The following is a 13,877-nucleotide window of genomic DNA, read 5'->3' as shown; positions in this document are numbered from 1 at the left end:
TCGGATATGATCTACCGTACGACCGGGGAGCCGGACTGGCAAGGAGAAGTGCGTGACCTCAAGCCGAACAGAAGATTTCGTGCGTCGGCTGTCCGATCCGGACCCCGCGGTGGCCGCCCTGGTTGAAGACCCCGACGAGATCACCACCCGGATCTTGCGGGCGGCTCTCGAGCAGGCCGAACTGCTCGGCATGCGGCGGTCCACGATGGAGGACGTCGCGAAACGCAGCGGAGTCGGGCGGGCCACGCTGTACCGGCGCTTTCCCACGAAGGCCGCGCTCAACGACGCCATCGTGCTCTCCGAGGTGCGGCGCTTTCTGGAGGGCAGCGCACAGGCTCGCGCCCAGGGGACGACATTCGAGGACCGCATGGTCTACGACACCGTCTTCACCGTGACCTTCATCCGAGAACACGCACTGCTGAAGAAGCTGCTCCGCACCGAACCGGAAGCCATCCTGCCGAGCCTGACCGTCGACGCCGGAGCCATCATCGACTTCGCCACCGATTACACGGTCGCACTGTTCCGCCGCGAGTTGTACGGAAACAGGACCATCTCCGCGGCCCAGGAACGGCACCTGCGGACCGCGGCCGAATTGCAGACCCGGCTCACCCTGTCGTTCATCGTCACGCCGCACACCGGCATCAAGCTCGCGAGCCTCGATGACACGCGGGCCTATGTGCGCCGCTACCTGATGCCGATGGTCACGCCCTAGAACTGCACGATCTGCCGCACCGCGCGGCCGTCGGCCAGGGCGTCCATGCCGGTGTTGATGTCGTCGAGTGCGATGGTGTCCGACACCAGCTTCTCGACCGGGAGTCGCCCCGACCGCCACAGCTCGACGAAACGCGGGATGTCCCGCGCCGGTACGGCCGATCCGAGATAGCTGCCGATCAGCGACCGGCCGTCGGCGACCAAAGCCAAGGGCGACACCGAGATTCGCGCATCAGGGTGCGGCAGCCCGACTGTGATGGTCTTGCCGCCCGGGGCAGTCATGCCGATTGCGGTCTCCAGGGCGGCGGGGTGGCCGGCGGCCTCGATCACCACATCGGCCTTGATGCCGCCGGGATCGGTGACGGCGTCGTGCGCGCCGAGCGCGCGGGCCTGGTCGAGTTTGTCCGGCAACCGGTCGACGGCGACAACGCGGACGTCGTCGTGTGCAAGCGCCGTGAGCATCGCGGCCATCCCGACGCCGCCCATGCCGACGATCGCCACCGTCTGACCGGGTTTCGGTTGTCCGGCGTTGAGCACCGCGCCGCCGCCGGTCAGCACCGCGCAGCCGAGCAGCGACGCGACGACCGGCGGCACGTCACTGTCCACCGGCACCACCGAACGGCGATCCACCACCGCGTGCGTCGCGAAGGCGGACACGCCGAGGTGATGCAGAACCGTTGTGCCACTTCGGGTTAGCCGTGTGTCGCCGCCCAGCAGCGTGCCCGCGCCGTTGGCGGCGCTGCCGGGAATGCAGGGCGCCAGGCCGTCCGTCGCACACGACCGGCACTGGCCACAGCGCGGCAGGAACGTCATGACGACGCGTTGCCCGACCGCCAAATCCGAAGTGCCGCCGACTTGTTCGACGACGCCGGCCGCTTCGTGCCCGAGCAGCATCGGCACCGGGCGGACCCGGTTGCCGTCGACCACCGACAGATCGGAATGGCACAACCCGGCCGCCTCGATGCGCACCAGCAGCTCGCCGTCGCCCGGGACGTCCAGGTCCAACTCGCTGATGGTGAGCGGCCGGGATTCGGCGTACGGGCGGGCCCGGCCGATCTCTTCGAGTACGGCACCGCGAATCAACATGCCACCAGCCTGTCAGACTGGCCGACATGGAGCAGGCACTGACCACCGCGGAATTTCCGGTGCATTGGCCCGTGCAGACCCGATGGACCGACAACGACATGTTCGGCCACCTCAACAACGCGGTCTACTACGAGCTTTTCGACACCGCGATCAACGCGTGGATCAACACCACGCGCGACGTCGACCCGGTGGCCGCGCCGTGGCTCGGGGTCGTCGCCGAATCGGGCTGCCGGTACTTCGCGGAACTGAAGTTTCCGTCGCAGCTGGTCGTCGGGCTCGCGGTGACCCGGCTGGGCAACAGCAGCGTCACCTATCGCACGGGGCTGTGGGCCGACGGCGATACGACGCCGGCGGCGGTCGGCAGCTGGGTACACGTCTACGTCGACCGCGACACCCGTCGTCCCGTCCCCATCCCGGCGCCCATCCGCGAGCTGCTGGAGACCGCCGTCGTCAGTTGACCCTGCATCCTGGGCGGGAAATGTCGAGAGCGGTGCGCCGTCAGTTCACGGTCAACGGACGCACGCGCGGGATAACCGGAACGGCGGCCTCGATATGCTCGGGCCCATGCCGATCGTGAGCAAGACCGTCGAGGTCGCCGCACCCGCAGCGCAGATCCTGGGGATCGTCGCCGACTTCGAGGCCTACCCGCAGTGGAACGAAGAGGTCACCGGCTGCTGGATCCTGCACCGCTACGACGACGGCCGGCCCAGCCAGCTCCGCCTGGACACCAAGATTCAGGGCATGGACGGTTCCTACATCCAGGCCGTCTACTACCCCGGTGACGGCCAGATTCAGACCGTCATGCAGCAGGGCAACCTGTTCTCCAAGCAGGAGCAGCTGTTCTCCGTGGTCGACCTCGGCGCCAGCGCGCTGCTGACGGTCGACATGGACGTCGAGGTCGATATGCCCGGCATTCCGTCGATGATGGTCAAGAAGGTCGTCAACGACGCGCTGGACCACCTGGCCGGCAACCTCAAGACGCGCGCCGAGCAGCTCGCCGCCAACTAGGCCGGCCACAACCCGAGTTCGTCGAGGCGGCCCGTCAAACGTTCGGCGGCGTCGTCGAATTGGCGGCGGGTCTGCCGGACGACTTCGTCGATGTCCCTGTCTCGCAACGCGGCAACCAGTTCGCGGTGATTCGCCACGGTCGCCGCACCCCACTGCGGGTCCGTGGCGTAGATCCGGACCGGCAGGTACCGGGCGGCGTGCAGCAGGAACCAGGCCAGTTTCGTGCGGCCCGCGGCGCGATTGAACTCCTTGTGGAACAGGAACTCGGCCAGCGCGATCGCATCGACGTCGCCCGCCGCGACGGCGTCCGCGAGTTCGTCGGTGAGCCGGTCGAGTTCGGCGATGACGTGTTCGGTGATGCGCCGGGCCGCGTTCGCGGCGATCTCGGTGGCGATGGTTGCCTGCAGCCAGAAGATGTCGGCGATGTCGTCGCGCGTGAACGCGGACACCACGTGGCCGCGGTTGGGTTCGAGCTCAACCATGCCCTCACCGCGCAAGGTGCGCAGTGCCTCGCGGACCGGCGTGATGCTGACGCCGAGAGCGGCCGCGGTCTCGTCGAGCCGGACGAAGGTGCCCGGTCGCAGAGTCCCCGACATGATCGCCGCCCGGAGATGGGCCGCCACCTCGTCGGACAGCTGTTCGCGCCGACGCAGGCCGGGTAGCGGTTTTGCCGAGACGTTCACGGCAGTCCTTCTTGTCGGCGGGGTAGGGCCACCCGGCGGTTGTCCGGATGGTGCGGGCGTCCTATTGTGACGGCGGCAACACTATATTTGATCAAATATCAGCATCGTTTGTCGCGATCACTTCAACTCCGCCACGATGCCGATCGAGACACAGGAGCAGACCGTGTCATCCGCAGCACTCGAGCAGCCGTATCTGGCCCGCCGGCAGAACTGGACCACCCACCTCGCCCGGCACGCCCTCATGCAACCCGACGGGACCGCGCTGCGTTTCGTCGGCCACACGGTCACCTGGGGTGAACTGCAGCGACGCGTCACCCAGCTCGCGGGAGCGCTGAGCCGTCGAGGGGTCGGCTTCGGCGATCGTGTGCTGATCCTGATGCTGAACCGCACCGAATACGTCGAGTCGTTCCTGGCCGCCAACCTCCTCGGTGCCATCGCCGTCCCGGTCAACTTCCGGATGACCCCGCCCGAAATCGCCTACCTGGTGCGGGACTGCGACCCGAGAGCCGTGATCACCGAGCAGGTGCTGGCTCCCGTCGCCACCGCGGTGCGGGAGCTGGAACCGTCGCTGGCGACGGTGATCGTCGCCGGCGGCGCCACCGAGGGGACCGTGCTGGGCTACGAGGACGTCCTCGCCGAGGACGGTGCGCCGCCCGCGCCTGTCGACATCCCCGAGGACTCTCCGGCGCTGATCATGTACACCTCGGGCACCACGGGCTATCCGAAGGGCGCCGTGCTCACGCACGTCAACATCATGGGCCAGGCCATGACCAACCTGTTCACGATCGCGCCGGACATCAACAACGACGTCGGCTTCATCGGCGTCCCCTTCTTCCACATCGCCGGCATCGGCAACATGATCGGCGGCCTGCTCCTGGGTCTGCCGACCGTCATCTACCCTCTCGGCGCGTTCGATCCCGGCGCGCTGCTCGACGTGCTGGAGGCCGAGGGAGTCTCGTCGATCTTCCTGGTCCCGGCGCAGTGGCAGGCGGTGTGCGCGGCGCAGCAGGCGCAACCGCGGAAGGTGGCATTGCGCGTTCTTTCCTGGGGTGCGGCGCCCGCGTCGGACACTCTTCTGAGGGAGATGGCGTCGACGTTCCCCGGAACCCAGATCTTTGCTGCGTTCGGCCAGACCGAGATGTCGCCGGTGACGTGCATGCTGCTGAGCCAGGACGCGCTGCGGAAGCTCGGGTCGGTCGGCCGGGTCATCCCGACCGTGGCCGCCCGGGTCGTCGACGACAACATGAACGACGTCCCGGTAGGCGAGGTCGGCGAGATCGTCTACCGTGCGCCCACCCTCATGGCGGGGTACTGGAACAACCCGAAGGCGACGGCCGAGGCATTCGCCGGCGGTTGGTTCCACTCCGGTGACTTGGTTCGCCAAGACGAAGAGGGTTACATCTGGGTCGTCGATCGTAAAAAGGACATGATTATTTCCGGCGGCGAAAATATTTACTGTGCAGAAGTAGAGAACATTCTGGCCGCGCACCCATCGATTACCGAAGTTGCGGTGATCGGCCGTCCGCATGAAAAGTGGGGCGAAGTCCCGGTTGCCGTCGTTGCTGTGGCGGCGAATGTGAACTCCGATCGCGAAAGTGCGCTGACCCTGGCAGATCTCGACGATTTCCTGACCGAACGGCTCGCGCGCTACAAGCACCCGAAAGCGCTGGAAATTGTCGACGCATTGCCACGAAATCCTTCTGGCAAGGTTCTTAAAACGGAACTCCGAGAGCGGTTCGGTGATACAAGTGTGTCGTGAGCGCGGCAAGTGACGTCGCGCTGAGAAATTCGACCACCTGAGTGGAGGGCGGATGGGCCCATGTCGCGTTTGCTGAAACTGAACGCAATTATCCCTCAGTTGGGTCACGGGGTACGCGGTGTATCGGGTACAGTCCTGTGGTCCGTCTTACTACTCGGGAGTGGCGAGACAGAAATCACTCAGTTTGTGCTAGTGGCTAAGGAGGGGACGTGCCACGCGTGACGCCGCGGAACGGCCGCTTTCCGGAAGGGAAGGCTGATCGGTGACAGCCTCTGACAACTCCCTGGTCGGGTATCTCAAGGACCAGCTCGACAAGCCATTCACCAAGGTGGGTGGCTTCGTCAAGATGTGCATCCTCACCTTCAAGGCGCTGGTCTCGCGGCCATTCCAGTGGAAGGAGTTCATCCTTCAGTGCTGGTTCCTGATCCGGGTGGCATTCCTGCCCACCCTGGCGGTCTCCATCCCGCTGACGGTGCTCATCATCTTCACGCTGAACATCCTGCTCGGTGAGTTCGGCGCGGCCGACATCTCCGGCGCCGGTGCGGCCCTTGGTGCTGTCACCCAGCTGGGGCCACTGGTGACGGTGCTGGTGGTGGCCGGCGCCGGGTCGACGGCCATCTGCGCTGACCTCGGAGCCCGGACCGTGCGTGAAGAGATCGATGCCATGGAAGTGCTGGGCATCGACCCCATCGAGCGCCTGGTCGTGCCCCGTGTGGTCGCCTCCACGTTCGTGGCCTTCATGCTCAACGGCGCGGTGATCATCATCGGTCTGGTCGGTGGCTACTTCTTCGGCGTGTACATCCAGAACGTCAACGCCGGCGCCTACGTCTCGACTCTCACCCTGCTGACCGGCTTCCCCGAAGTGGTCATCTCCGTCCTCAAGGCCACCATCTTCGGCCTGATCGCCGGCTTGGTCGGCTGCTACCGCGGGCTGACCGTGGCGGGTGGTTCGAAGGGTGTGGGCACGGCGGTGAACGAAACGCTGGTGCTCTGCGTCATCGCTCTGTTCGCGGTCAACGTGGTTCTCACCACGATCGGTATCAAATTCGGAACGCAGGCCGGGTAGCGCATGAGTACAGCGACAGTTTTGCAGGGACGGTTCCCCCGCGTCTTCTCCCGTGTCAAGGACTTCGGCGCTGCGCCGAGCCGGATGCTCGCCAGCATGGGCCACGTCGGTGTCTTCGTGGGGTCGGCCGTCGGGCATATCCCGCATTGCCTGCGGTTCTACCGCAAAGAGGTGCTGCGGCTGATCGCCGAGGTCGGCATGGGCACCGGCGCCATGGCTGTCATCGGTGGCACCGTCGCCATCATCGGCTTCGTCACCCTGGCGGCGGGCTCCCTGATCGCCATCCAGGGCTTCGCCTCGCTGGGCAACATCGGTGTCGCCGCCTTCACCGGCTTCTTCGCCGCCCTGGCCAACATCCGCGTCGTCGCACCGGTGGTCAGCGGCACCGCGCTGGCAGCCACAGTCGGCGCAGGCGCCACCGCCGAGCTCGGCGCCATGCGCATCAGCGAAGAGGTCGACGCCCTGGAGGTCATGGGGGTCAAGTCCCTGTCCTTCCTGGTCTCGACCCGCCTGGTCGCCGGCATGGTCGTCATCATTCCGCTGTACGCCTTGGCCCTGCTGCTGTCGTTCCTGTCGGCACAGCTGGTCACCACGCTCTTCTACGGGCAGTCGGTGGGAACGTACGAGCACTACTTCCACACGTTCCTGCGCGTCGACGACGTCATGTGGTCGTTCCTCGAGGTCATCATCATGTCGATGGTGGTGCTGCTCAACCACGCGTACTTCGGCTACTACGCCAGCGGCGGTGCCGTCGGCGTGGGTGAGGCCGTGGGCCGGTCGATGCGTACGTCGCTGATCTCCAATGTCGTTGTGGTCCTGCTCTTCTCGTTGGCGCTGTACGGCACCGACCCGAACTTCAACCTGACGGTGTGACGCGATGACGAATCCACAAGCAACGCCACCCGTCGCCGAGGGTCAGGTCCACGCGCCGCTCAACAAGGACCGCACCCCGCCCTACCTGATCGTCGGCGTCATCTTCGCGGTGATCTCCGCCCTCGTTCTCGTCATGGTCTGGTTCCAGTTCCGCGGTTACTTCGACACCAAGGCCAAGCTTTACGTGGTGTCGCCCCGGTCCGGACTGTCCATGGACCCGGGTTCGAAGGTCACCTACAACGGCGTGCCCATCGGCCGCGTGAAGGTGATCGACGTCATCGGCAAGGAAGGCGACACGAAAGCCCGTCTGCAGCTCGACGTCGATCCGAAGTACCTCCCTCTGCTGCCCAAGAACGTCAACACCAAGCTGCTGGCCACCACCGTCTTCGGCAGCAAGTACGTCTCGTTCACCTCACCGTCGGACCCCGAGCGCGCGCGGATCAAGAACGGCGACACCATCGACGTCTCCAAGTGCTCGCCCCCGACGCCGGCCGAGGCGTGCGTCACCACCGAGCTCAACACCCTGTTCGAGACCATCACGGCGATCTCCGAGCAGGTCGACCCGATCAAGCTGAACGCGACCTTGACCGCTGCAGCGCAGGCCCTCGACGGCCTCGGTGACAAGTTCGGGCAGTCGCTGGTCAACGGCAACACCATCCTGGCCGATCTGAACCAGCGGATGCCGAACATCCGGCACGACACCAAGGCCCTCGCCGATCTGACAGAGGTCTACTCGAAGGCTTCGCCGGATCTGTGGGACGGGCTGAAGAATGCGGTGACCACCGAGCGGACGCTGAATGATCAGCGCGGCACCATCGACCAGGCGCTGATGTCGGCGGTCGGCCTCGGCAACACCGGCGGTGACATCCTCGAGCGCGGTGGCCCGTACCTGGTCCGCGGTGCCCAGGACCTGCTGCCGACCGCCCGGGTGCTCGACCAATACGCCCCTGAGCTCGACTGCTTGTTCCGTGGCTTCGCCGCCGGCGCGCCGGCCGCCGCCAAGGGTCTGGGTGGCAACGGTTACTCGCTGGTGACCCACACCGAACTCGTCGGTGCGGCCAACCAGTACGTGTACCCGGACAACCTCCCGCGGATCAACGCCAAGGGCGGGCCGATGGGCCGGCCCGGTTGCTGGACGGTCACCAAGGACATCCTGCCGATGCCGTACATGGTCATGGACACCGGCGCGTCGATCGCGCCCTACAACCACTTCGGTCTCGGATCGCCGTTCGCATCCGAGTACGTCTGGGGCCGTCAAGACGGGGAGAACACGATCAACCCATGAGCATCAAGGGCACGGCGATCAAACTCGCCATCTTCTCCGCGGTCCTGCTGGCCTTCACAGCAGGCATCTTCATCGTCTTCGGTCAGTTCCGGTTCAGCCGGACCAACGAGTTCTCGGCGATCTTCACCAACAGCAGCGGTCTGAAGGCCGATCAGTTCGTGCGCGCCAACGGCGTCGAGGTCGGCAAGGTCACCGACGTCGAATTGATCGACGGTGGCAGCAAATCGCGGGTGAAGTTCAGCGTCGACAAGTCCCTGTCGCTGTACCAGGGGACCACGGCGCACATCCGCTACCTGGATCTGATCGGCAACCGGTACCTGGACCTGCGCCGCGGTGACAGCAACCAGGTACTGGCCCCCGGGGGGACCATCCCGGTCGACCGCACCGAGCCGGCCCTGGATCTCGATGCCCTTGTCGGTGGCTTCCGGCCCCTGTTCCGGTCGCTGGATCCGCAGAAGGTCAACACCATCGCCTCGTCGCTGGTCACGATCTTCCAGGGCGAGGGCGGCACCATCAACAACATCCTCGATCAGACGGCCTCGTTCTCGTCGACCATCGGAGAGCAGGACCAGGCCATCGGTGAGGTCGTCAAGAACCTCAATACGGTCCTCGACACCACGGTCAAGCACCAGAAGCAGTTCGACGACACGTTGAAGAACTTCGAGTCGCTCGTGACGGGGTTGAAGAACCGCGCCGACCCGATCGCCGACTCGGTCGCCAGCATCAGCAATGGCGCCGGCTCGCTCGCCGATCTGTTGGGCGATAACCGCGAGCTGCTGCACAGCACGCTCGGCTACCTCGAGACCACCCAGCAGTCGCTTGTCGACCAGAAGGAACAGCTCAACGACACGTTGCAGAAGGTGCCCCAGGCGCTGAAGATCCTGGGTCGTTCCGGTGGTGTCTACGGCGACTTCTTCAACTTCTACGTCTGCGACATCGAGTTGAAGATGAACGGTCTGCAGCCGGGTGGACCCGTGCGCACAGTCAAGCTCACCAACCAGCCGTCCGGAAGGTGCACGCCGAAGTGAGGTCCATAGAAGGGTCCGACCGGGTCCGCAGAGGCGCGATGGGTCTGGCGGCCGTCGTGCTCGTCACGGCAGTGGGTGCGTCAGTCACCAAGGTGCCGATGCTGTTCGCGTCGCCCACGTACTACGGCCAGTTCAGCGACACCGGCGGTCTGATGGTCGGCGACTACGTCCGCATCGACGGTGTCAACGTCGGCACGGTCAAGGACATGGACATCGACCGCGACAAGGTGATCATCGGTTTCGACATCGGCACCAACACCATCGGCACGGACAGCCGGGCGCTGATCAAGACCGAGACCATCCTGGGCCGCAAGGCCATCGAGATCGAGGCCAAGGGCACCCACAAGCTGCCGCCGCGCGGCACCTTGCCGCTGAGCCAGACCTCGACGCCGTACCAGATCTACGACGCGATCTTCGACGTCACCCGGGCCTCGCAAGGCTGGGACACCAAGGTGATCAAGGAATCGCTGAACGTCCTGTCCGAGACGGTGGATCAGACGTCGCCGCACCTGACCGCCGCACTCGAGGGCGTGCAGAAGCTGTCCGAGACCATCGGCAAGCGCGACGACCAGGTCCGCTCGCTGCTCGGTAACGCCAACAAGATCGCCACGATCCTCGGCGACCGCAGTGGCCAGGTGAATGCGCTGCTGGTCAATGCCCAGACGCTGCTGCATGCGTTGAACCAGCGCGGCGAAGCCATCAGCCTGCTGCTCGAGCGCGTGTCCCGGGTGTCGCACCAGCTGAAGGCGACCATCGACGAGAACCCGAACATCAACCACGTCCTGGAGCAGCTGCGGACCATCAGCGACATCCTCGTCGCCCGCAAGCAGGATCTGTCGGACACGCTGGTCTCGGCCGGTAAGTTCGTGGCCTCGCTGTCCGAGGCCATCGCTTCGGGCCCGTACTTCAAGGTCATGGTCGAGAACATCCTGCCGCCGCAGCTGATGCAGCCGTTCGTGGACGCCGCGTTCAAGAAGCGCGGACTGAACCCCGAAGACTTCTGGCGCAGCGCCGGCCTGCCGGAGGCGCAGTGGCCGGATCCCAATGGCACGCGCTTCGCCAACGGTGCGCCGCCGCCGGCCCCGCCGAAGCTCGAAGGCACGCCGGAGCATCCCGGGCCCGCGGTGCCTCCCGGTTCGCCGTGCTCGTACACGCCGGGAGCCGGTGCCGACCCGTCGCCGGCCGATCCGCTGCCGTGCTCGCACCTCAGCGTCGGTCCGTTCGGTGGACCCGACTACGCCCCGCCGAACGTCGTCCCGTCGGCGCCGAACCCGGCCGGGGTTCCCACCGGCCCGGGTGTGCCGTCGGCCGCGTTCCCGGGCCAACCGGCCGAGAACGTGCCCGGTACGCCGGTGCCGCTGCCGCCGGCACCCGTCGGTGCCCGGACGGTTCCGCTGACGCCGCAGCCCGGTGACAGCGACATCGCACCCGGATTCGCTCCGATCCCCGGGCCGCTGATCGCGCCGCCGGCGCCGCCGGGACCAGGTCCCAGCGCCGGTCCGGCCGGCACCGCGCCGCTGCCGGGTAACCCGCCGTTCCTCCCGCCAGGGTCGCAAGGATAGGGCCGCCACGATGTCGACTGTTTTCAGCATCCGAAACATCAAGAAGCCGAACCTGTCCAAGGGGACGGTCATCGGTGGTGCGCTCGCGCTCGTGGCGATCGTGCTGCTCGGTTTCTTCGGTCTGCAGCTGTACCGCAAGATGACCACCACCACGGTGACGGCCTACTTCCCTGAGGTACTCGCGCTGTACCCGGGTGACAAGGTTCAGATCATGGGCGTCGAGGTCGGTGCCATCGATACCACTGAGCCGCACGGCGATCAGATGAAGGTCGTCTTCCACTACTCGAATCACTTCAAGGTGCCGCAGAACGCGTCGGCGTCGGTGTTGAACCCGAGCCTCGTCGCGTCCCGCGTAGTTCAGCTCTCTCCGCCGTACACCGGTGGGCCGACGATGGCTGACGGCGCCGTGATTCCGAAGGAACGCACCCAGATTCCGATCGAGTACGACGAGCTGCGCAATCAGCTGACGCGCATCCTCGCCGAACTGGGTCCGACCAAGGAGCAACCGAAGGGCCCGTTCGGCGACATCATCGAGTCGTTCGCCGACGGCTTCGAGGGCAAGGGCGCGCAGTTCAACAAGACCCTCAAGGGTCTGTCGGATGCGGTGAACACCCTGAACCAGGGCCGCGGCGACTTCTTCCAGGTGATCAAGAGTCTGGCGGTGTTCGTCAACGCGCTGCACCAGAGCGATCAGCAGTTCGTGTCGCTGAACAACGACCTGGCGTCGTTCACGAACAAGTTCACCAACACCGACCAGGAGTTGGCGTCGGCGCTCAAGGATTTGAACCAGGTCATGGCGACGACCCGGAGCTTCCTGGACAAGAACGGCAGCGTCCTGGCCCACGACATCAACAACGTGTCCGAGGCGACGACGGCCATTCTGCAGCCGGAGCCGCGGGACGGCCTGGAACGTGCGTTGCACGCCTACCCGAACTTCCTGGCCAACCTCGAGAACATCTACTCGCCGGCGACCGGCGGTCTGATCGCCTCCGGTGTGCTGCCGGGCGTGACCAACTCGAACCCGTTGCAGTTCATCTGCAGCTCGATCCAGGCCGGTAGCCGGTTGGGTTACCAGGATTCTGCGGAGCTGTGCGCGCAGTACCTGGCCCCGGTGATGGACGCCATCAAGTTCAACTATCTGCCGTTCGGTATCAACATGGCGACCACCGCCATGACGCTGCCGAAGTTGGTCACGTACTCGGAGCCGCGCCTGCAGCCCCCGGGCGGATACAAGGACACGACCGTGCCGGGCGTGTTCTCGCCCGACACCCCGTGGTCACACGGCCAGCACGAGGCGGGCTGGATCACCGCACCGGGCATGCAGGGACTCAAGGTCGGACAGTCGACCCAGGACCTGCTGACGCCGGAGTCGCTGGACGAGCTCATGGGTGGCCCGGACATCATTCCGCCGACCGGTGGCGTGAACATGTCGGGTCCGCCGAACGCCTACAACGAGAGCAGCCCGCTGCCCCCGCCGTGGTACCCGCAGCCGGGACCGGTCTCGCCGCCGCGACCGGGTAACGATCCGAGCCCGATGAGTGCCATGGCACCTGGGCCCGCCCCAGGACCGGCTCCGGCGCCCGCGCCGGCCGGACCCGCACTTCCTGCCGAAGTTGGAGGCCAATGATGACCGGGTCCATGGGGCCGAAGTCACCCTCGGCATCGCGGCACCGCGGTGGTTGGGCGCGTAACGCCCGCCGGGTCGGCGTGTTGTCGGCGGCGGCGCTGATCCTCAGCTCCTGCGGCTGGCGGGGTATCGCCAACGTGCCGTTGCCCGGTGGTCCGGGCACGGTGGACGGCCACTCGACGATCTACATCCAGATGCCGGAAACGTTGGGCCTCAACGCCAACAGCCGGGTCCGGGTGGCCGACGTGTTCGTCGGCCGGGTGCGTGCGATCGAGCTGAAGAACTGGGTGCCCACCCTCACGGTGGATCTGAACCCCGGTATCAACCTGCCGCGCAACGTGCAGGCCAAGATCGGGCAGACCAGCCTGCTGGGTGCCCAGCACCTCGAGCTGGACCCGCCGGCCGACCCGTCGTCCCAACCGCTGCGCAACGGCGACACCATCGAGTTGAAGAACTCGTCGGCGTACCCGACCATCGAGCGGACGCTGGCCGGCATCTCCGGAATCCTCAACGGCGGCGGTGTGCCGAACGTCGAGAAGATCCAGTCCGAGGTCTACAACATCCTCAACGGGCGCGCGGATCAGATCAAAGAGTTCCTGCACCGGTTGGACACGTTCACCGACGAGATCAATCAGCAGCGCGAGGACATCACGCGGGCCATTCGCTCCAGTGACACGTTGCTGAAGGTCGTCGCGGATCGCAACGACACCCTTGATCGGGTGCTGACCGAGACGCCGCCGCTGATCGAGCACTTCAACAAGACCCAGGACCTGTTCTCGAACGCCGTGCTGGCGCTGGGCCGGTTGTCGAAGGCTGCGGACACCACGCTGTCGAACAGCAACGCGAACCTGCACACCAATCTCGCGACGTTGCAGCGGGCGCTCAAGCAGATCGCCAAGACGTCACCGAACCTAGTGCCGGCCATGAAGCTGCTGTTCACGCTGCCGTTCCCGATCGACAACATCCCCAAGGTGATCCGCGGCGACTACATGAACCTCTCGCTGCACCTCGACCTGACGCTGAGTGCCATCGACAACGGCATCCTGACCGGCACCGGTCTGTCGGGTATGGCTCGGGCTCTGGAACAGTCGTGGGGCCGTGACCCGGCGACGATGATCCCGGACGTCCGATTCACCCCGAACCCGGCCAACGCACCGGGCGGCCCGCGAATCGAAAGGGGCGAGTGACC

General features: G+C 65.9%; 13 protein-coding genes. 11 read left to right on the top strand and 2 right to left on the bottom strand.

Annotation, left to right across the window (positions count from 1 at the left end; translation table 11 throughout):
- The first annotated feature begins 52 nt into the window (after positions 1–52).
- Positions 53–712 (top strand): TetR/AcrR family transcriptional regulator, encoded by a 660-nt coding sequence (locus tag G6N46_RS17500; RefSeq protein WP_138247573.1) that lies wholly within the window; start codon positions 53–55, stop codon positions 710–712.
- Here G6N46_RS17500 and G6N46_RS17495 read toward each other — a convergent pair.
- Positions 709–1,797 (bottom strand): alcohol dehydrogenase catalytic domain-containing protein, encoded by a 1,089-nt coding sequence (locus G6N46_RS17495; RefSeq protein WP_138247574.1) that lies wholly within the window; start codon positions 1,795–1,797, stop codon positions 709–711. The genes G6N46_RS17500 and G6N46_RS17495 overlap by 4 nt on opposite strands.
- A gap of 26 nt (positions 1,798–1,823) precedes the next feature.
- Between G6N46_RS17495 and G6N46_RS17490 the strand changes: the two genes are divergently transcribed.
- The gene (locus G6N46_RS17490) at positions 1,824–2,255 is read left to right on the top strand and encodes an acyl-CoA thioesterase (protein ID WP_138247575.1); all 432 of its coding nucleotides are present in this window, start codon (positions 1,824–1,826) and stop codon (positions 2,253–2,255) included.
- Positions 2,256–2,361: 106 nt separating this feature from the next.
- Entirely contained in the window at positions 2,362–2,805 is a 444-nt protein-coding gene (locus tag G6N46_RS17485; RefSeq protein ID WP_133425769.1) for an SRPBCC family protein, read from the top strand.
- On the opposite strand, the gene G6N46_RS17480 is transcribed toward G6N46_RS17485, so the two are convergent.
- On the bottom strand, positions 2,802–3,488 hold the full coding sequence (locus G6N46_RS17480; RefSeq protein WP_138247576.1) for a GntR family transcriptional regulator: 687 nt from the start codon (positions 3,486–3,488) through the stop codon (positions 2,802–2,804). The two genes, G6N46_RS17485 and G6N46_RS17480, sit on opposite strands and share 4 nt — an antisense overlap.
- A gap of 136 nt (positions 3,489–3,624) precedes the next feature.
- On the opposite strand from G6N46_RS17480, the gene fadD5 reads away from it, so the two are divergent.
- The 8 genes from fadD5 (at position 3,625) to G6N46_RS17440 (ending at position 13,875) form a co-directional block, all read left to right on the top strand.
- Positions 3,625–5,247, top strand: a complete 1,623-nt coding sequence (gene fadD5, locus G6N46_RS17475; protein WP_138247577.1) for a fatty-acid--CoA ligase FadD5 — start codon at positions 3,625–3,627, stop codon at positions 5,245–5,247.
- A gap of 262 nt (positions 5,248–5,509) precedes the next feature.
- Complete coding sequence (locus G6N46_RS17470) at positions 5,510–6,313, top strand: MlaE family ABC transporter permease (protein WP_135357671.1); 804 nt, start codon at positions 5,510–5,512, stop codon at positions 6,311–6,313.
- 3 nt (positions 6,314–6,316) lie between these two features.
- Entirely contained in the window at positions 6,317–7,186 is an 870-nt protein-coding gene (locus G6N46_RS17465; RefSeq protein WP_138247578.1) for an MlaE family ABC transporter permease, read from the top strand.
- Between the two features lie 4 nt (positions 7,187–7,190).
- The gene (locus G6N46_RS17460; protein ID WP_138247579.1) at positions 7,191–8,471 is read left to right on the top strand and encodes an MCE family protein; all 1,281 of its coding nucleotides are present in this window, start codon (positions 7,191–7,193) and stop codon (positions 8,469–8,471) included.
- Positions 8,468–9,499 carry an MCE family protein gene (locus G6N46_RS17455; RefSeq protein WP_138247580.1) on the top strand — a complete coding sequence of 344 codons (1,032 nt, stop codon included), beginning with the start codon at positions 8,468–8,470 and terminating at the stop codon, positions 9,497–9,499. The genes G6N46_RS17460 and G6N46_RS17455 overlap by 4 nt, the downstream gene beginning before the upstream one ends.
- The gene (locus tag G6N46_RS17450; protein ID WP_174814060.1) at positions 9,496–11,061 is read left to right on the top strand and encodes an MCE family protein; all 1,566 of its coding nucleotides are present in this window, start codon (positions 9,496–9,498) and stop codon (positions 11,059–11,061) included. Before G6N46_RS17455 ends, G6N46_RS17450 begins: the two co-directional genes overlap by 4 nt.
- Positions 11,062–11,071: 10 nt before the next feature.
- Entirely contained in the window at positions 11,072–12,688 is a 1,617-nt protein-coding gene (locus G6N46_RS17445; RefSeq protein WP_135357666.1) for a virulence factor Mce family protein, read from the top strand.
- Positions 12,688–13,875 carry a virulence factor Mce family protein gene (locus G6N46_RS17440; RefSeq protein ID WP_179967710.1) on the top strand — a complete coding sequence of 396 codons (1,188 nt, stop codon included), beginning with the start codon at positions 12,688–12,690 and terminating at the stop codon, positions 13,873–13,875. Before G6N46_RS17445 ends, G6N46_RS17440 begins: the two co-directional genes overlap by 1 nt.
- Positions 13,876–13,877 lie beyond the last annotated feature (2 nt).

This window comes from Mycolicibacterium phocaicum (genome assembly GCF_010731115.1).
Lineage (GTDB): Bacteria > Actinomycetota > Actinomycetes > Mycobacteriales > Mycobacteriaceae > Mycobacterium > Mycobacterium phocaicum.
This window is presented reverse-complemented; position numbering and strand designations above follow the sequence as displayed.